This is a genomic window from Streptomyces sp. B15 (genome assembly GCF_018070605.1).
Taxonomy (GTDB): Bacteria; Actinomycetota; Actinomycetes; order Streptomycetales; family Streptomycetaceae; genus Streptomyces; species Streptomyces smyrnaeus.
This window is the reverse complement of the sequence record NZ_JAGPXJ010000082.1, coordinates 17,959-35,532: the sequence shown is the minus strand read 5'-3', so window position 1 is coordinate 35,532 and position 17,574 is coordinate 17,959. Positions and strand designations below refer to the sequence as shown.

The following is a 17,574-nucleotide window of genomic DNA, read 5'->3' as shown; positions in this document are numbered from 1 at the left end:
GGTCGGGGGTCGGGAAAGTGTGGGTGCCGAGCTCGTCCGGGGCGGCCTGAACGACCCCGACGCGCTGCGCCGTGACCGGCGTCCACGGCGTCTTCAGCGTCCAGGCGCCTGAGCCAGCACCAGCGCCAGGCGTGGCCGGTGCGGGCAGGCGCTGGCAGGTGCGTGGCACCGAACGCCTCTCATATGCCGCTCTCCGGCCGGTCAGCCGTACATCGCCACGCGGTACAGAGTCGCGAGCGCGTCGTCGATGGGGTGGGGCTGCGGCTTGCCGGAGGAGTCGAGCCTGTTCCACCTCTGCAGATTGACCGCGACGGCCAGCTGCCGCTTGCCGTCGGCACGGGTCATGGCCAGCGCTCCACCACCCCAGACCGTGCCGCCGTGCCCCCAGAAGGTGCCCTGACCCTGACCGGGACCCTCCCCGGGAGCCTGGCCGGGAATCTCCATCGGGTGCAGGCCGAGACCGTAGTCGATCGTCTGGCCCTCCTGGGAGATGACCGGGACCGTGCGTTGCATCTGCGCCAGCGACGACGGGCTGACGATCTCCCCCGCCAGCAGCAGGCCGTAGAAGCGGTTGAGGTCCGCGACGGTCGATATCAGCGAGGCCGACGGCCCCACCCATGACATGTCGTAGACGCTGTAGTCGCGCGGCGGGTCGATCATGCCGAACCACGCCTCGTAGAGCTGCGAGTGCGGACCGTCGACGTGCGGTCCGGCGGGGAAGCCGGTGTCCCGGAGCCCGGCGCGCTCGATGACGTTCCGGGTGATGTACTGCTCGGCCGTAGCGCCGGTCACCTGTTCCAGGAGTTCGCTGAGGAGCAGGTAGTTGGTGTTGGAGTACACCCCCGGCCGGCCGCCAGGGGTGCCGACGGCAGGTGCGGTGACCCCCATCTCGATCAGGTCAGCGCGGTGAAAGCGTGTGTGCCGGTGGTCGTCCAGGCTCTGGGGCCCGGTGTCCGCGAGGGCGGGGAACGCCTTGAGGGAGGGGTAGGCGTACGGGAGGTACTCGGCGAGGCCGCTGGTGTGGTTGATCAGCATCCGGACCGTGACCGTGTCGCCGCGTTCTCCGGCGAGTTCCGGAAGGTACCGGCCGATCGGCGTGTCGAGACTGATCCGACCCGTCTCGACCTGTTGCAGGACCGCGGTGGCGGTGAAGGTCTTGGTGATGCTGCCGACCCGGTGCCGCATATCGGCGGTGGCGGGGCGGCCGGTGACGACGTCGGCGACCCCGGCGGCGCCGCGCCAGACCTGTTCGCCGTCTCGCACCTCCGCGAACAGGCCCGGCATCCCGGCGTGGTGGACGTCTTCGACGGCTGCGTTCAACGCCGCGGAATCCAGGGAGTTCTTCACGTCATGCGTCCTTTCGTATTCCCGGGTGGGCTCCGCATCGGTCGCCTGACCCGGACAACAGGGCACGAGTGGCATGCCGGCCTGCCCGGCATCCTCATGCCTCATTATGCACGCAGCAAGCACGCGGTGCGTGCAACGCCGGGTGCATAGGTAGAGTGAGGTCCGGCGAGAGGAGCGAGATGGCAGGCCGAAGGCGTTGGTCGACCGAAGAGATTCTGGATGCGGCGGCGGAGCTGCTGCGCACGAGCAGTGCGGATTCGTTCAGCGTGCGCAAGCTGGCCGCGACCCTGGGGACCGATTCCTCCAGCCTGTACCGGCACTTCCGCAGCAAGACCGAACTGCTGCGCGCCGTCGCCGACCGGATCCTCCTGGCCGCGATGGACGGCTACCGCCCCGAAGGCGACTGGAAGCAGCGCATCACGGCCCTGGCCCTGCGCGTCAGAGAGGCCTTCGGGCAGCAGCCTCAGCTCGCCTCGGTCTGGGGGCGCTACGCGTCGAGCGGCACCGGGTCCCGGCTGGTCATGGAAGAGGTGTTGCAGGCCCTGCGCGCGTCGGGACTGCCCGACGAGGAGGTCCCGGTGCGCTACCACCGGATCGTGGTCCTCCTCGCCGCGCTGATCGCCTCCGAGGCCGGGGTCAGCACCGTCACCCCCGAAGAGCACGAACAGGGCCTGGAGCTGTTTCGCGTCGCGGTACTGGGCGCCGACCCCGAGCGCTTCCCGGCCCTGGCCCATTTCGCCCGCGACGTCCGACCCCTCGGGGTCGATCGCCGTGCCGCGTTCGAGGAGATCCTCGCCGCCCAACTCGCCCACATCGAGGCCGCGATGCCCCCGAGCTGACCGAGCTGACCCACCGGTCCGGTCCGGTCGGTCCGAGCTTCGCGTCCCGCCCGGCCTCCTCCAGGCGCTCGGCGTGCTGGGGCTGCCTGCGACCGGATGCAGTTGCAGCCCGGAGGACCGGCTGCCGCCTCACGGTCCGCCGAGAAGGTGTCGCCGTGATGCCGGATCACGCCGGGAGGAACGGCTCCGTCAGATGGGGTGTCGCCAGGTGCAGGGTGGTGCCGGTTTCGCGGCCGAGCATGCGCACTCTCGACTTCCTGGCCGCGTCAGGGTCGATCTCCTGCGCGTAGGCGAGCTCGGGGTGGAGCAGCTGGAGCGCGTGCACCAAAAGGTCGCCGGTGACGAGTGCCAGCTCGCGCCCGTCGGCGACCAGCACGCTTTGGTGTCCGGGCGTATGACCGGGCGTGGCGACCGCTCGACCGGTGCGCAGTGGAGTGTCCCCGTCGAGGAGCCGGAGCTGACCGGTGGCCGCGAGTGGGTCGGTGAGAGCCTCCCGAAGCTGCGGGTTGAGCATGTCGAGGGCGTCGAACTCGGTGCGCTGGAGCAGGTATTCGGCGTTGGGGAAGTAAGGGCGGCGGCCGCTGGTCGCGCCGTCGGTCGAAGTGTTGCCGCCTGCCGCGTCACCCGCTGAGGTGAGGGCCGCCTCGGTCACGACGGCCCACCCGACGTGGTCGGTGTGCAGATGTGTGAGCACCACGGTGTCGACTTCCGACGGGTCGATGCCCGCGGCGGCGAGCGACTGGGGGAGGACACCGGGCACGGGCGCCCACGAGCCGGCCGGGCTGTCCGCCGGACCGATTCCGGCGTCCACGACGGTGAGGCCCTTGTCACCGCGGATCGCGTATGCGCGGAACTGGAGCTGCCAGCGGCCCTCGGCGTCGACCGCGCCCGGGTCGTAGCGGTCGACCTCGTCCCACTGTGTGGCCGTGGCCTCGGGGAAGGCCTCGGCGCGCGGGGCGAAGAACGGGCCCTCGCCGTCGGGGAGGGCGATGATCTCGGTCGAGCCGATCCGCAGGCGGGGAACGCTGAGGGACATGGCCGCGATCCTGCCATGCCTTCCATGCGAGCGGTGACGTAGGCCCTCGAGATGTCGAGGGTGCCCACCGCCGTCTGGGCGCCGGTTTCGGAACGGTGCTCCGCTTGAGAAGCGGAACCGTGTTCCGTAAAGTAGGCGGAGCAATGTTCCGATTGCTTGAGTGGTGGCAACCGGACGCTCCCCACCGCCCCGCCCGGGCCACAAGCCGGCCGGGGCCCCGAAAGGAACGACGCCTCATGTCCGCCTCGACCGCCATGCCCGAAGCCGCCGCAGAGACCACCCCGGTCCTGTCCTGCAGCCCCGTGGCGCTTCGGGTCCCCGGGCGCCCCGTGGACCTTTCGTTGCGGGTCACCGCGCCCGCGACCGGGAGCAGCCTCCCGGTCGTCCTGCTCTCGCACGGCCACGGCGGAGCCCTCAACCTCTCCTCGGAGGACGGCTACATGCCGATCGCCCACCGCTGGGCGGCGGCCGGATTCGTCGTCGTCCAGCCCACCCACCTCAGCTCCCGGCGACTCGGCCACCTGTGGGAGACCACCCCAGGAGCGCCGCTGTTCTGGCGCTCCCGTGCCGAGGACATGATCGACATCCTCGACCGGCTCGACGAGATCGAGAAGGACGTGCCGCTGCTCGCCGGGCGTATCGACCGCGACGCCGTCGCCGTCGCCGGCCACTCCCTTGGCGGTTTCACGGCCGAGCTCCTGCTGGGCGCGGGGGTCACCGACCCCGACTCCGGACAGCAGGTGAGCTACCTCGAACCGCGCATCAAGCAGGGCGTACTGCTGGCCGCGCCCGGCCGGGGCGGCGACACCCTCAACGGACCGATGGCCGACCAGGTACCGGCCTTCCGCACCATCGACTTCTCCACGATGACCCGGCCCGCGCTGGTCGTGGCCGGCGACCAGGACGACTCACAGCACTTCACGGACATGGGGCCGACCTGGCACCACGACCCCTACCACCTCGCTCCTGGCCCCAAGACCCTGCTGACCGTCTTCGGAGCGGGGCACCTGCTCGGCGGGGTCCAGGGATACGACGCCGCCGAGAGCGCGCAGTTGTCGGACGAGAGCCCCCGGCACGTCGCCGCGATCGCCCAGCTCACCGCGGCCTACCTGCGCGCCCGGTTCCACCGTGGCGACGACGCCTGGAAGCAGGCCCGGACCGAGCTGACGACCGGCCCCGGCGCGGTCGGGCGCCTCGAGACCAAGTAGCAACCGGCCCAACGCCGACATCAGCAAGGTGTGGGCATCTTCCTATGACGACAGGACAACTCGCATGACTCACCAGCAGAAGCCCATCGGGTCCGGATTCACCCCGGCGTCGACAGCCGATGAGGTCCTCACCGGAACGGAGCTGACCGGCAGGAACGTTGTCGTCACCGGCGGACACGCGGGTATCGGTCGCGAAGTCACCCGCGCCCTGACCGCCCGGGGCGCCTCCGTGACCGTAGGTTCTCGCAGCCCGGAGCGGGCACGTGAAGCCGTGGCCGGGATCGACGGCGTTCAGGTCGGCCGGCTCGACCTGGCTGATCCGGCCTCGGTCGACGCGTTCGCCGACCGATGGAAGGCGTCGGGACGCCCGCTTCACATTCTGATCAACTGTGCGGCAGTTGCGGCACCGGAGAAGCGGGAAGTGGACGCACGCGGCTATGAAGTGCAGTTCGCAGTCGACCACCTCGGCCATTTCCAGCTCACCCGCGCTCTGCTGCCCGCCCTGCAAGCCGCTCACGGAGCCCGGGTCGTCAATGTCACCTCCGGCGCCCACCGACTTTCCACCATCCGCTGGGACGACCCGCACTTCGACTCCGGCGACTACGCGCCGCTTCTGGCGTACGCCCAGTCGAAGTGCGCCAACGTCCTCTTCGCCGTCGAACTCGACCGCCGCTGGGCGGACGCCGGTATCCGCGGCTACGCGGCGCACCCGGGCGTGGTCGTGGGTACGGCGCTCAACGCCGCGGCCGGAGCGGACGGGTTGCGGGCCGCCGGGCTGGTCGACGCGGACGGCCGGCCGATCATCGACCCGGTCGTCGGGAAGAAGACGGTGCAGCAAGGCGCCGCGACCATCGCGTTCGGCGCCGCGAGCCCGCTCCTCGCGGACATCGGCGGCGTCTATCTGAAGGACAGCGACGTGGCGCCGCTGGACGACGAGCAGCAGCCGGTGACGGCGGACAGCATCCCGTCGGACGCGGCGTCACACTCTCTTGACCCCGACAGCGCCGTGCGGCTCTGGGAGCTGAGCGAGCGACTGCTCGATTTCTGAGGGCGTCGCGCCAAGTCAGCGACTCGGGGCCGCCCGTGGCGGCTTCGTGTCCGTACCGGAGCTGAACACCCAGCTCGCGGGCGGCTCGGCGAGCAGCGTCTCGGTGCGGTGCGGACCTGGGAGGCGAGGAAGAGCAGGTAGCCGGCCGGTCCCTAAGAAAGGCGCGGTACGTGGTCCGCCCACGCGAGGTCGTCGGCCGGCACCAGGGTGACGTCGGCGAGGTTCGCTGGCGTGACCCCTGTGAACGCCACCACGTCCCGGTGCAGGTGGGATTGGTCGGAGTAGCCGCAGTCGGCCGCGACCCGGGCCGCCTCCTGGCCCATGGCCAGGAGGGTGGCGGCGCGGTCGAAGCGGACGAGTCGCACCGCCCGCTTGGGCGTCAGCCCGATCTGCGCGTGGAAGCGGGACCACAGCCGCTTGCGGCTCCAACCGAGTTCGGCGGCCAGTCCACCGACCCGTATGTGGTTGTGGTCGGCGACGATTCGGTCCCAGGCCCAGGTCAGCTCCGGGTCGATGGTGGGCTGCTCGGCGGACATGCGGGCCAGGAGCGCTTCCACCAGGGCGAAGCGTTCCTCCCAGGAAGCGGCCACGCCCAGTTGCTCAGCGATGCGCGCGGCCCGCCGGTGGCCCCACAGGTCGGCGAGGGACACCACGGAGCCTTCCAGACCCGCCGGGCCCACGCCCAACACCGTGCGCGCGATCGCGGGGGACAGGCGCGCCTGCAGCCACTCGACGTTCGCGGCCCGTATCCGCGCCGCGCCTCCGGAGCCGAACCCGATCCCGGTGACCAGGCTTTCCGCCTCCCGCTGCCCGGCGTCGTCGTAGATGACGGGCGCGCCGTCGCCGCACGCCAGTGCCAGCGTCACCACCGGATGCGGGTCGAGCCGGTGGTCGACCGGCGCCGGGCCGCGGTCGCGGAACCCGGACAGGACGACACCGGGCACGCGGCTGGGCCTGGTCGGGCGGGCGAGGGCCCAGACGGCGGCATCGTCGCCCTCACGCACGGCAGCTGGCATGAGCGCCATGGTACGTGGGCCGCTGACGGAAACATTTCTCCAATCCACCGGTCCGCACCGGCGGCGAAGGTGAGCGCATGTCTGAGACCCGAACCGCCCGGCCGCCGGGCGTGAGACGCCTGTGGCGCCCTTACGCGGGCGGCTTCGCCACCGTTGTCATCCTGCAGATCGTCGGCGCGGTCGCCGGCCTCGTGCCGCTGCTCGCGGTCGTCGAGCTGGGCCGTACGCTGCTGGCGCCCGGCCCTGCTGCCCACGGCCACGTTCGCAACGTCGTCATCGCCGGCGCGGCCGGGCTCTTCGTGCGGCTGCTGTTCACGGCCGCGGCGTCCGGCGTCGGGCATCTGCTCGACGGCCATGTGCAGCTGTCGTTGCGCCGGCAGCTGGCCGCGAGCCTGGGGCGGATGCCGATCGGCCGGCTGTCCCGGCGGCGCGGCGGTGAGCTGGCGAAGCTGGTGGGGGAGGATGTCAGCGCGCTGCATCCGGTCATCGCCCATACGCCCGGGGAGCTGGTGTCGGCGTTCGTGGTGCCGCTGATCTCGCTGGTCTACCTCGTCACCGTGGACTGGCGGCTGACGCTGATCACGCTGATCCCCGTGCTGCTGGCCGTGGCGCTGGTGCCGCTGATGATGACGCCGGCCCGGCTGCGGGAGCAGAAGGAGTTCGACGCGGCCATGGGGCGGATCTCGGCCTCCGTCGTCGAATTCGTCCAGGGCATCGCCGTGGTCAAGGCGTTCGGCGGCGCCGACCGCGCGCACCGCGAGTTCCGTACCGCCGTGGACGACTTCACCCACAGCTTCTACGCGATGGTGCGCGGCCTGTCCGGGGTCGCCGCGGGGATGCAGGTGGCGCTGTCGCCGCCGTTCGTGCTGCTGGCGGTGCTGATCGGCGGCGCGTACCGGATCACCGACGGTGGGCTCGCGCCGGCCGATCTGCTGCCATTCCTGCTGCTCGGGCTGGGACTGACGGCTCCGGTGGCCGCGCTCGGGCACGGCTTCGACGACCTGCAGGCCGCGCGGCGCGCGCTCGGCCGGATCCGTGACGTACTCGCCGAGCAGGCGCTGCCCGAGCCCGCGCAACCGGTCGCGCCGCGGGGGAGCCGGGTGGAGCTGCGTGGGGTCCGCTTCGGCTACGAGGCCGACCGCGAAGTCCTGCGCGGCGTCGACCTCGTACTCGAACCGGGCACGGTGACAGCGGTCGTCGGGCCGTCGGGGAGCGGCAAGTCCACGCTGGTGCAGCTGCTGCCGCGGTTCTTCGACCCGGACCACGGCGCCGTACTGCTCGGCGGCGTCGACCTGCGCGAGGTGGCCGGCCGCGAGCTGTACCGGAGGGTCTCGTTCGTCTTCCAGGACGTACGGCTGCTGCGCGCCTCGGTCGCCGACAACATCGCCCTGGCCGTGCCGCACGCCGACCACGACGACGTGGTCCGCGCCGCCCGGCTGGCGAACATCCACGACCGGATCCTCGAGCTGCCGCGCGGCTACGACGCGGTGATCGGCGAGGACGCCCGGCTGTCCGGCGGCGAGGCGCAGCGGATCTCGATCGCCCGCGCCCTGCTCGCCGATACCCCGGTGCTGGTCCTCGACGAGGCGACCGCCTTCGCCGACCCGCGGACCGAGGCGACGGTCCGTGAGGCTCTGGCGCTGACCCGGGGGGAGCGGACGACGCTGGTCATCGCCCACCGGATGGAGACGATCGCCGATGCCGACACCGTCGTGATGCTGCGCGACGGGCAGATCGTCGAGCAGGGCGCACTTGCGGAACTGCTGGCACGCAGCGGGGAGTTCGCCGCGTTCTGGCGGGTCCACGCCGGCGTGACCGAAGGGGAGGAGACCCGATGATCACCATGCTGCTGCGTGTGCTCGGCCGCGAGTACGCCGGGCGGGTGCGCCGCACCGTCGCCCTCATGACTGCGACCGCCCTCGCCGAAGGCCTGTCGTACGCCCTGCTCGTCCCCGTGCTGCGGGCGCTGTTCGGCGGCACGCCCGACGACGCCTGGCCCTGGCTGCTGGCCTTCGGCGCCGCGGTCGCGGGCTATGCCGCGCTGCGCTACGTCAGCGACCGGTCCGGCTTCCGCGCCGGGACCACGATGCTGCACGGCATGTACCACCGGCTCGGCGATCATCTCGCCCGGCTGCCCATCGGCTGGTACCGGCCGGGCCGCATCGGCGAGGTGTCCGTCCTGGCGAGCCAGGGCGTGCTGCAGGCGATGGGCGTGATCGCGCACCTGCTGGCGCCGTTCATCTCCGCCTGCGTGACGCCGCTGACGATCGTCGGCGTGATGCTCGCCTTCAATTGGCAGCTGGGCCTGGCCGCCTTGGCCGCCGCGCCCGTCGTCGCCGCGGTCCAGCTCCGTACGGCACGCGCCACCACCGCCACCGACACCGAGCGCGTAGCCCGCGAGCGCGAGGCCACCGACCGCGTCATCGAATACCTCCAGGCCCAGCCGGTGCTGCGGGCGGGCGGCCGCACCGCCGAGCGCTTCCAACTGCTCGACGACTCCCTCGCCGGCCAGCAGCGCGCCTCCCGCCGGGCCACGCTGTCGGCGCTGCCCGGCGTGCTGGGGCTCGCGGCCACCGTGCAGGCGGTGTTCACCGCCTTGCTCGCCCTGGGCGGGTACCTCGCCCTCGGCGGGGACATCGGCGCGGCCGAGGTCCTGGCCGTCCTGGTGCTCGCCGCCCGCTGCGCGGACCCGCTGCTGTCGCTCGCCGAGATCGGCGGAAGCCTGCGCGCCGCCCGCGCCGAGCTGGCCCGCCTTGACGACGTGCTGCACGTCGAGCCGCTGCCGGAGCCCCGCGAACCGCTCCGACCGACGGGCCACGACGTGGAGTTCGACGCCGTCACCTTCCACCACGGCGGCCGTACCGTGGCTGACGCGGTGTCACTGTCCGTGCCGGAGGGGCAGCGGCTGGCCGTCGTCGGCCCGTCGGGCGCGGGCAAGAGCACGCTGCTGCAGCTGCTCGCTCGTTTCTACGACGTGGATGCCGGCGCGGTGCGGGTGGGAGGTGTGGACGTACGGGAGATGGCGACAGCAGAGCTGATGGCGCGGATCGCCATCGTCTTCCAGGACGTCTACCTCTTCGACGGCAGCATCGAGGACAACGTGCGCCTCGGCCGTCCGGACGCCACCGACGCCGAAGTGCGTGCCGCCGCAGCCGCGGCACTGCTGGACGAGGTGGTCGAGCGGCTGCCCGGTGGCTGGTCGGCGCACGTCGGCGAGGGCGGCGCACTGCTGTCCGGCGGCGAGCGGCAGCGCGTCGCGATCGCACGGGCACTGCTGAAGGACGCGCCCGTCGTGCTGCTCGACGAGGTGACCTCGTCCCTGGACCCGGTCAGTGAGGCCGCCGTGCACACCGGGATCGAGCGGCTGATGGCGGGCCGGACGGTGGTGATGGTCGCGCACCGGATGCGCACCGTCCACCGCGCCGACCGGGTCGTCTTCCTGGACGGCGGCTGCATCGTCGAACAGGGCAGCCACGACGAGCTGCTGCGACAGGGCGGGCGATACGCCGAGTACTGGGACCTCACGCTGTCACCGGCCGGCCCGGCGTGAGGTCCCAGCTGACCCTTCGTCCTCAGGTGGGGAGGCCCCTGCGACGGGACGGTGGGGCCGGCCCAGGACGGTTGCCGCGGACAGCACTGCGGGGGCCGCCGCAAGCGCGAAGCACAAGGACAAGGGGATGCGGTCCACCAGCCATCCTGTGGCGGCTGCGGCCCCCGCTGACCCGGCATTGAAAGCGGTGTTGACCCAGGCGCCTGCTCGGGTGCGGGCAGCGGGGCTCGCGGACTCGTCGGCGATCAGATAGGCCGTCGATATGGAAGGCGCGATGAACAGGCCGCCGACTCCCACCCACGCAATGAGTACGTAGGGATGAGGCGAAAGCCCCGACGCGGCCAAGGTCAGCCCCAGCGCTGCGGCAAGGAGCGACAGCCGCAGCCTGCTCGAGCTGCGCCACGGGACGGCACCGTAGGCCAGGCCGCCGATGGCGCTGCCGGCGGACAGAGCAGCCAAGGCCCAGGCCACTGCCCCAGGGCGGTGGTGTTCGTCGAAGAAGGCGACCAGCAGGAGGTCCAGGGCGCCGAGGCACATGCCCATACCGGAGGAGACGGCAATTGCCTGACGCAGCCCGGGATCGAGTTGCAGTGGCGGTCGGCGCCGCGCGGAGGTCTCTGAGCTGGAAACGGAGGTCGCTGAGCTGGAAATGGCGTCTCCGGCCGGCGCGGAGGGCCTCCCGAACCTGTTCTCGCCGCGTACCGGTGGCGATGAGGCCAGGGCGAGCGAGCCGACCAGTACGAGTGCGGCGCACGTCGCAAGAGCGACCGATGGGACGGCAACCCGTATCAGCAGGCCTACCAGCAGTGGTCCGATGACCAACAGCAGTTCTTCGGCGACGGCGTCCAGGCTGTAGGCGCGCTGCCGTAGGCGAGGGTCAGGAACCAAGCGGCTCCACAGCGTCCGCATCACCGGGCCGAGTGGCGGTGTGGTGGCACCGGCGGCCATGGCTATGACGCTCAGCAGAACCACCGAAGTGCCGCGCCGTGAGGTCGTGGAGGCGAGTGCGGCCAACAACATGGCGTAGGCGGTGGCCATCGGAGGCAGCGCGTGGCGCGCTCCGTGCCGGTCGATCAGAGCAGCACGGGTCGGGGAGAGAAAGACACTGGTCAGCCAGAACAGAGCCATCACTGTGCCGGCTGCGGCATAGGAGTTGGTTGCCTTCTTGACTGCCAGCACTCCCGCCAGAGAGAGCATTCCGTACGACAGTCGACCCAACAGCGCCGCGCCGGATGTTCGGCACGCATGGCGGGTCCGCAGGACAGCCGCATACGACGGCGCCAGGGAAGACGAAGACATGATCAGGCGTTCCTCAAGGTGGGCGCCCGGTCAGGAGCGCGCGATGGTGCATGGACAGCGAGAACCGCGGCCTGTGAGCGCGGTCGTCGCGACCTATGCACGGAAGAGGAACATGCGGGCCAACATAGCAAACCCCAGGGCGAGGGAGCCCCTCCTGACAGGTGGTCCGACGCCCAACGACCCCGTTCTTACGGGCCCTTGGCCTGGATGAGGCCGGGATCGAGGATCCGGTCGCACTCGACCAGATCGTAGTCCCGGCCGACGTCTGGTACGGCCGGTGGACACCAGCCACTCGTCCGGCCACGGAGCACCGTTTGCGACCCCTATGCCCGGAGCTCGGCACCGTGTGGCAGTTGGGACAGTGTCACGGCGCTCGGTGTCGCATGCCATTGTTGCCGCGTTGCTACTGGCAAGAGCCTGCTCAGGTCGCGAGCCGTGGAGCCGGGTCGTGGCAGCCGGGCCCGCTCACTGCGGGAGTGGCGTGCGAGAGGTGCGGCGGCGGGTGCGCAGCCGCCGCGTCACCTGGAGCATGAGCGCCGACGCGGCCAGGCAGTGGACGCCCATGGCCGCGATCTGTCCCGGGTAGCTGACGCCGCCGTCGATCAGCAGGCCGCTCGCCCCCGGACCCGCCGCCGCCGCACAGACCAGGATCGCCACCACGACCGCGCGGATGGCGCCGAGGTGCCCGACACCGTACACCTCCGGCCAGGTCGCCCCGAACAGGCTGAGCGACAAGCCGTTGGTGACGCCGTAGAGCGCCATGAAGGCGAAGACGCTCCACTGGCCGTCCGCCGTACTCAGGACGAGCAGTCCGCAGCCGAGCGGCAGCAGGAAGTACGGCAACATGGCCAGCGCGGTCAGCCGGTCGAGCATGTGACCGCCTGCCAGGTTGAAGACCACGGTCGTCGCGGCGTACGCCGCGAACGCCGACCCGCTCACCTCCGGCGACCAGTGGCGCAGCTCGGCCAGGTACGCCTGGTGGAAGAAGACCGTGTTGCCGATCAGCGCCGGCGCCGCGACGGCCGGCATCAGCAGGTAGAAATACGGGTCACGAAGTGCTTCTGCCCGGGTCCAGGTGGGGGCGGTCGCCGCGGTGACCGCCGCACCCTCGGTGCCACCGCTCGGCCGGCGCTCCCGCGCGAACAGCAGTGGGAGCAAGCAGCCGGCAACGGCCAGCACCGCGGCGGCCCCCCACCACGCGGACCGCCAGCCGACTCCGGCAGCCACGGCGACGGCCAGCGCCGGGAGCAGCGCCTCGCCCGTGTTCAATCCCAGCGTCGCCACCGACACCGCCCGCCCGCGCTGGTGGGTGAACCAGCGCCCCATCAGGGTGAACGAGGTGTGCGTCATCATGCCCTGCCCGAAGAAGCGGAGCAGCACCAGAGCGGTGAACAGCACCGCCACATGCGGCGACAGGGCCATCGCGACCGCGCCCAGGGCGAGCGGCGGCACGGTGACGCGGACCACCGCACGTGCGGAGTGATGGTCGATGACATGGCCGGCCCGGACCAGGGTGAAGGCACCCACCAGCGTGGCCGCGGTGTACAGGCCGCCGAACGTGCCGTGCGAGAGCCCGTATTCCATACGGATGTCGTCGGAGAAGAGCGAGATGAAGAAGGTCTGGCCGAAGGACGAGAGGAAGAAGAGCAGGAAGCCTCCGGACAGCAGCCGCACGTCACCGCGGGCGAAGCCATCGGCTGCCGGTGTTCGGCTACTGCTCCGGGGCACGCCCTCGGTCCTGCTCTCGGGCACGCGCTTCGTCCTGCTCTCGGGCACGCGCCTGGGAGGGTGCCTCACGTGGCCATCAGCGGTGCGCCTCCGCAACTGCCGGGACCGCGCCGTCGCGCCCCGGCGCATCTGAGCCCGCGGTCGTGGCGCCCCCGGACTCGATGGCCAGGGCAGCGTAGGCGGGGAAGTTCAGCGCCCAGCTCACGTCCCGGTGCGCAGCCATCATCTGAAGGTCCCGCCAATGGCGTGCGACAACGGACGCGTCGTGGTGGGCGGCGGTGCCTGCCAGCTGGACCAGCCGCTGCACGGCCCGGACGCACAGCCGGGCCAGATACGCGCGGTCCCTGCTGATCACGGCACCCTCCCGGGATGTCAGGGCCCGTCGGTCGACACCCGCAGAGTGCAGCGTGGCGCACACGGCGCTGTACAGATGACGCGCGCAGGCCAGTTCCGCCGCGCTCTCCGTCAGCCCGTCCTGCACCAGCAGGTCGTCCAGCGCCCGCGGCCGATCTCCGTCACGGGGGCTGAGCGACGCGGCATAGTGGTCGAACGCGCCTTCGGCACAGCCCAGCAGTGGTCCGATGACCACACTGTTCATGTAGTGCAGATAGGGGACACCACCCAGGTAGTCGGTGGACCCGGCTCCGGCCCGAGGCCCGGTTCCGGATCCGGGCCCGGACCCGTTCGGCCGGCGCTCGCCGAAGCACGCGTCGAAGGAGGTGACCAGGGCGTCCGCTACGAAGACGCCGTCCACCAGGATGTTCTTGGAGCCTGTCGCGGACATCCCGGAGACGTGCCATCCGTCCTCCACCGTCACCTGGTCGGCGCGGAGGGGGACGAGGACGCGTTCCGGCGCGCTCGGCGACTCGCACCAGCCGTTCAGGACGACCCAGTTCGCATGGTCGACGGCGGAGCAGAACCGCCACCGCCCTGCCACCTCGAAGCCGCCGGGAACTCGGGTGATCCGCCCGTCGACCGGAGCCGAGGCCGTCGAGAAGACCTGCCGCACACCTTTGGCGAACAGCAGTCCGGAGGCCTCCGGTGACAGCCGCCCGGCCAGCGCGGCGTGCCCGCCGACGACCCCGATGGTCCACCCCGTGGAGGGACAGGCCCGGGCCGCCCGCCGGGCCGCCTCGGCCAGGGTCGGCCAGCCGCTCCCCGGACCACCGTGGCACGTGGGCGCGGCGAGACTCAGCAACCCGGTGTCGAGCAACTCGTCGATGGTCTCCGTCGGCAGCGTGCGCTCGCGCTCGGCGCGGGCGGCCCGCCCCCGCCAGGTGCCCGCGAGCGCCTCGATCCGGGCACAGACATCGCCGTCCGTGCCGGCCGGTGGTGTGCCCTCGCCCCTCATACGGTCCCCTCCCGCTCGCGGCCACCCACCCGGCGCGCGGAGGCGTCCTCGAAGCGGAACTCCTCCGGAATGAGGGGTTCTCCCGCCAGTTCGAGGAATTCCGCGAGCCTCACGGCGTCGTCCGAGGCCACGAACTCGTAGAAGTTGGTGGCGTGCCAGATCACATGGACGTGGTTGAACCGGTCACCCAGCGCGCCCACCAGATCGTCGAACTCGACCTGTCCGTCGGTCATCCGCCGCAACATCTGCCGGCGTTTGCGTGCGATGTCCGCCGGGGTGAAGTACGCCGCCTTGTGCACCTCGTCCTTCACCCGCTCCCGGCGCTGGTACTCCTGCGGGTCGGGGTGGTTGAGCTTCTCCAGGAAGAACGCGAGCCCGTCCGGCCGCAGCAAGCCGGCGACGTGATCGATCTGCGCCGCGCGTTCCTTGCCGTAGAACTGGAAGGCGGCCGTCTCGTAGAGGAAGTCGACCCCGCCCCGGAACGGAGCGTACTCGTCCCGCTCGTGCAGTGTGCGGGTCGTCAGTCGGAAGAGCGACTCGGGGAAGTAGCGCGACACCGCCGGGTCGGCATAGCGGTGGAACCACGGCTCGTTGGCCCTGTTCGGTGAGCTGGTCAGCGTCTTGATCCGCCCTCGGGAGAAGGAAGCCAGGGTCCGCCCGTTGGTGCCGTCGAACGCGTCGGCCTCGTAGAAGGTGAAGTCCCTCGGCTCGGCCGCCGACCTGCGCCCGGTCAGCCGGGACAGTGCGACACCGACGCGCGACATCTCCTCGAGTATCCCTGGCACGCTCGCCAGGAAGTGCTGGAAAAGGGGCCCGGAGCGCTCAACCATCGCGTCCTGGTAGTCGAGGAGCCGCCGGTCGCGGATCGCGTCCCGGATCGTGGAGCGGACCGGCACCCGCGGCACCTGGTCCCGGCCCGTGGCGATGTCGTCGAACCGGTCCGCGAGACCGATCATGGACGAGGTCGCCACGTACTCCTGAGACCCCGCACCACGCGGCGGCTTGTCGGCGCTGTGCGGCAACTCGTCGGCCTCGTACGGTAACCCGGCGGCGCTGCGCGGTGTGCCGTCCGGTGCCGTGGTTCCCTCCGTCGTCATCGTCCTGTCTCCTTCCGCGCTTGCCCTGAGGTGTCGTTGCGGGCCATCGCGCGGCGGAGCGCGAGGCGGTCGGTCTTCCCTGACGCGGTCCTCGGCAACTCCTCGTAGAGCGCGACCTGGGCCGGCACCATGTGCCAGTCCAGCCGCTCGGCGCAGAAGGCTCGCAACTCCTCCGCGCTGACAGCGGACCGCTCGCGCAGTACGACACAGGCCGCCGGTACGTCGCCCGACCGCTCGTCCGGCACCGGCACGACGGCGACGTCGACCACGTCCGGACGTCCGCGCAGCAGTGCCTCGATCTCGTGCGGGTCCACCTGGAGAAGCGTCCGGCTGAAGCCGTCGTCCTTGCGGCGCACCCAGTACAGGTAGCCGTCCCGATCGCGGGTGAACAGATCGCCGGTGAGGAACGTCCGGCCGCCGTACGGGTCGGTGCGCAGCACACGGGCGGTCAGCTCGGGCCTGCGCCAGTAGCCCTGCATCACCAGGTCGCCGGATACCGCGAGTTCCCCGACGGTATCCGGTTCCGTCACCGGTTCGCCCGCGTCGTCGACGAGCGTCGCCCGCACCCCGGGGATGGGCTTGCCGACCGAGCCGGGGCGGTGGTCGATCTCCTCCGGCGGCAGGCCGCAGACCCGCTTGCACTCGGTGAGGCCGTACATCGAATGGATGCGCAGCGACGGGAAAGCGTCCCGCAACGCGGCGATGTGCTCGGGCGGGAGCCGTTGCCCGGTGCTGCACAGGTAGCGGACGGAGGGGATCGCGTACCGGCCCAGGTCCCCGTGTGCGCACAGCCGTGTCAGTATCGAGGGGAAGGCGTGCACGGCAGTGACGCCCTCGCGATCGATGGTCTCGAAGATCTGCTCCGGCCCGTCCGGCAGCTGCCGCTGGAGCACCGCCCGACCGCCGAAGGCCAGCGGCATCATGATGTTGTAGAAGCCGAAGTCCGCGCCGATCGGAGTGAAGCTCAGTACGGCGTCGTCGGCCGTGTTCCCGAGATATCCGGTGACGGCGGTGAAGGCGGCGGACATATTGGCGTGGCTGATCGCCACCCCCTTCGGGTCGGCGCTGGAGCCGCTGGTGTAGAACAGGGCGGCCAGTGGGCCCTCGACGGGGATGTCCGCGCCTCTTCTGTCGCGCTCGACCGGGCGCGACCGGCGCAGCACCGTCCCTCCGCCCAGGCGGATCACGGCGTTCAGGTCGGTGTCGCCGAACAGTTCGGCCAGCTCCTCCGCCCGGTCGGTGACGAGAGCGGCGGCGTCGGCCTCGCCGATCTGATGCACCAGCTTCTTCCGCCCGAACGTCTGGTGCGTGGTGGCGACGCAACATCCCGCCTTGAGGATGCCGAGGACCGCCGCCACGACGTCCACCGAGATATCGGCGTACACCACCACGCGGTCGCCGGGCCGAGCGCCGAGGCGCGGCAGGGCGTCCGCGTACTTCTCGGCCAGTGTGTTCAACTGCCCGTAGGAGGTGTGCACTCCGTCGATGGTGAGGGCGGCTCGCCGGGGCTGTTCCGCGGCGTGCCGTGCGAACAGCGAGTGCACTGGGGTACGGAGGGCGGAGGTGGGTCCGCGCGGCATCAGTAGGACGATGCTTCGACGAGGTCCAGCGAATGGCGTTCGGTGCCCTGCAACGGGGGGTTGAACACACTCAGCAGCGTCAGATCGCACCCGGGATCCGCGCGCAGGCCGTGCCGGTCGTGTTTGTCGAGTGCGTACAAGACTCCGGGGGCGATGCGGTGGACAGCGCCCGAGGCCTCCTCGATCTCTCCGGTGCCGGAGAGGCAGTAGCACGCCTCGAGATGTGAGCGGTATTCCAGGTGGGAGAAAGTCCCTGCGCGTACCACGGTGTGGCACACGGTGAATCCCATGTTGTCCACAGTGGTGAGAAGACGGAGGCTCGTGCCGTTTCCCCACTCGACCTCGTACTTCGACCCGGCTAATTCACTCAGCGATCGGATCAACATCGGAGCACTCCAGTGTGGTGGTCGCCAGCATGGGGGAGTGGTGCCGAATTGCAGAGTCGGATATCCCGAGGAACACGGGGCCGCCGACG

14 protein-coding genes are annotated in these 17,574 nt (G+C 71.1%); 5 read left to right on the top strand and 9 right to left on the bottom strand.

Annotation, left to right across the window (positions count from 1 at the left end):
* Nucleotides 1-201 precede the first annotated feature (201 nt).
* The gene (locus KBY19_RS28340; protein WP_307843645.1) at nt 202-1,347 is read right to left on the bottom strand and encodes a serine hydrolase domain-containing protein; all 1,146 of its coding nucleotides are present in this window, start codon (nt 1,345-1,347) and stop codon (nt 202-204) included.
* 179 nt (nt 1,348-1,526) lie between these two features.
* Between KBY19_RS28340 and KBY19_RS28335 the strand changes: the two genes are divergently transcribed.
* Nucleotides 1,527-2,186, top strand: coding sequence for a TetR/AcrR family transcriptional regulator (locus tag KBY19_RS28335; protein WP_099886059.1), 660 nt, complete (start codon nt 1,527-1,529; stop codon nt 2,184-2,186).
* A gap of 166 nt (nt 2,187-2,352) precedes the next feature.
* Here the strand turns inward: KBY19_RS28335 and KBY19_RS28330 are convergent, their stop codons facing one another.
* Complete coding sequence (locus KBY19_RS28330) at nt 2,353-3,222, bottom strand: MBL fold metallo-hydrolase (protein WP_099886060.1); 870 nt, start codon at nt 3,220-3,222, stop codon at nt 2,353-2,355.
* Nucleotides 3,223-3,458: 236 nt separating this feature from the next.
* Between KBY19_RS28330 and KBY19_RS28325 the strand changes: the two genes are divergently transcribed.
* Together KBY19_RS28325 and KBY19_RS28320 are read left to right on the top strand one after the other, a co-directional pair.
* The gene (locus KBY19_RS28325) at nt 3,459-4,430 is read left to right on the top strand and encodes a chlorophyllase (RefSeq protein WP_210966984.1); all 972 of its coding nucleotides are present in this window, start codon (nt 3,459-3,461) and stop codon (nt 4,428-4,430) included.
* 64 nt (nt 4,431-4,494) lie between these two features.
* Nucleotides 4,495-5,478 carry an SDR family NAD(P)-dependent oxidoreductase gene (locus KBY19_RS28320; protein ID WP_210966983.1) on the top strand — a complete coding sequence of 328 codons (984 nt, stop codon included), beginning with the start codon at nt 4,495-4,497 and terminating at the stop codon, nt 5,476-5,478.
* Nucleotides 5,479-5,630: 152 nt separating this feature from the next.
* On the opposite strand, the gene KBY19_RS28315 is transcribed toward KBY19_RS28320, so the two are convergent.
* The gene (locus KBY19_RS28315) at nt 5,631-6,494 is read right to left on the bottom strand and encodes an AraC family transcriptional regulator (protein ID WP_210966982.1); all 864 of its coding nucleotides are present in this window, start codon (nt 6,492-6,494) and stop codon (nt 5,631-5,633) included.
* A gap of 110 nt (nt 6,495-6,604) precedes the next feature.
* On the opposite strand from KBY19_RS28315, the gene KBY19_RS28310 reads away from it, so the two are divergent.
* Together KBY19_RS28310 and KBY19_RS28305 are read left to right on the top strand one after the other, a co-directional pair.
* On the top strand, nt 6,605-8,332 hold the full coding sequence (locus KBY19_RS28310; protein ID WP_307843646.1) for an ABC transporter ATP-binding protein: 1,728 nt from the start codon (nt 6,605-6,607) through the stop codon (nt 8,330-8,332).
* Nucleotides 8,329-10,044, top strand: a complete 1,716-nt coding sequence (locus KBY19_RS28305; protein WP_210966980.1) for an ABC transporter ATP-binding protein — start codon at nt 8,329-8,331, stop codon at nt 10,042-10,044. Before KBY19_RS28310 ends, KBY19_RS28305 begins: the two co-directional genes overlap by 4 nt.
* On the opposite strand, the gene KBY19_RS28300 is transcribed toward KBY19_RS28305, so the two are convergent.
* From KBY19_RS28300 to KBY19_RS28275, 6 genes are all read right to left on the bottom strand, one after another.
* Nucleotides 10,024-11,343, bottom strand: coding sequence for an MFS transporter (locus tag KBY19_RS28300; protein ID WP_210966979.1), 1,320 nt, complete (start codon nt 11,341-11,343; stop codon nt 10,024-10,026). The genes KBY19_RS28305 and KBY19_RS28300 overlap by 21 nt on opposite strands.
* A 465-nt stretch (nt 11,344-11,808) precedes the next feature.
* Entirely contained in the window at nt 11,809-13,095 is a 1,287-nt protein-coding gene (locus KBY19_RS28295; RefSeq protein ID WP_210966978.1) for an MFS transporter, read from the bottom strand.
* A gap of 52 nt (nt 13,096-13,147) precedes the next feature.
* Nucleotides 13,148-14,422 (bottom strand): acyl-CoA dehydrogenase family protein, encoded by a 1,275-nt coding sequence (locus KBY19_RS28290; RefSeq protein ID WP_210966977.1) that lies wholly within the window; start codon nt 14,420-14,422, stop codon nt 13,148-13,150.
* Nucleotides 14,419-15,519 (bottom strand): hypothetical protein, encoded by a 1,101-nt coding sequence (locus tag KBY19_RS28285; RefSeq protein ID WP_099886068.1) that lies wholly within the window; start codon nt 15,517-15,519, stop codon nt 14,419-14,421. Before KBY19_RS28285 ends, KBY19_RS28290 begins: the two co-directional genes overlap by 4 nt.
* Nucleotides 15,516-17,099, bottom strand: a complete 1,584-nt coding sequence (locus tag KBY19_RS28280; RefSeq protein ID WP_210966976.1) for a class I adenylate-forming enzyme family protein — start codon at nt 17,097-17,099, stop codon at nt 15,516-15,518. The genes KBY19_RS28285 and KBY19_RS28280 overlap by 4 nt, the downstream gene beginning before the upstream one ends.
* A complete protein-coding gene (locus tag KBY19_RS28275) occupies nt 17,099-17,485 on the bottom strand; it encodes an ectoine synthase (RefSeq protein ID WP_099886070.1) in 387 nt (128 codons plus the stop codon). The genes KBY19_RS28280 and KBY19_RS28275 overlap by 1 nt, the downstream gene beginning before the upstream one ends.
* Nucleotides 17,486-17,574 lie beyond the last annotated feature (89 nt).

Coding starts and splice junctions, on each gene's coding strand:
- KBY19_RS28325 (WP_210966984.1), top strand. CDS start 3,459: ATGTCCGCCTCGACCGCCATGCCCGAAGCCGCCGCAGAGACCACCCCG.
- KBY19_RS28305 (WP_210966980.1), top strand. CDS start 8,329: ATGATCACCATGCTGCTGCGTGTGCTCGGCCGCGAGTACGCCGGGCGG.
- KBY19_RS28290 (WP_210966977.1), bottom strand. CDS start 14,422: ATGAGGGGCGAGGGCACACCACCGGCCGGCACGGACGGCGATGTCTGT.
- KBY19_RS28330 (WP_099886060.1), bottom strand. CDS start 3,222: ATGTCCCTCAGCGTTCCCCGCCTGCGGATCGGCTCGACCGAGATCATC.
- KBY19_RS28300 (WP_210966979.1), bottom strand. CDS start 11,343: ATGTCTTCGTCTTCCCTGGCGCCGTCGTATGCGGCTGTCCTGCGGACC.
- KBY19_RS28285 (WP_099886068.1), bottom strand. CDS start 15,519: ATGACGACGGAGGGAACCACGGCACCGGACGGCACACCGCGCAGCGCC.
- KBY19_RS28335 (WP_099886059.1), top strand. CDS start 1,527: ATGGCAGGCCGAAGGCGTTGGTCGACCGAAGAGATTCTGGATGCGGCG.
- KBY19_RS28315 (WP_210966982.1), bottom strand. CDS start 6,494: ATGCCAGCTGCCGTGCGTGAGGGCGACGATGCCGCCGTCTGGGCCCTC.
- KBY19_RS28280 (WP_210966976.1), bottom strand. CDS start 17,099: ATGCCGCGCGGACCCACCTCCGCCCTCCGTACCCCAGTGCACTCGCTG.
- KBY19_RS28320 (WP_210966983.1), top strand. CDS start 4,495: ATGACTCACCAGCAGAAGCCCATCGGGTCCGGATTCACCCCGGCGTCG.
- KBY19_RS28275 (WP_099886070.1), bottom strand. CDS start 17,485: ATGTTGATCCGATCGCTGAGTGAATTAGCCGGGTCGAAGTACGAGGTC.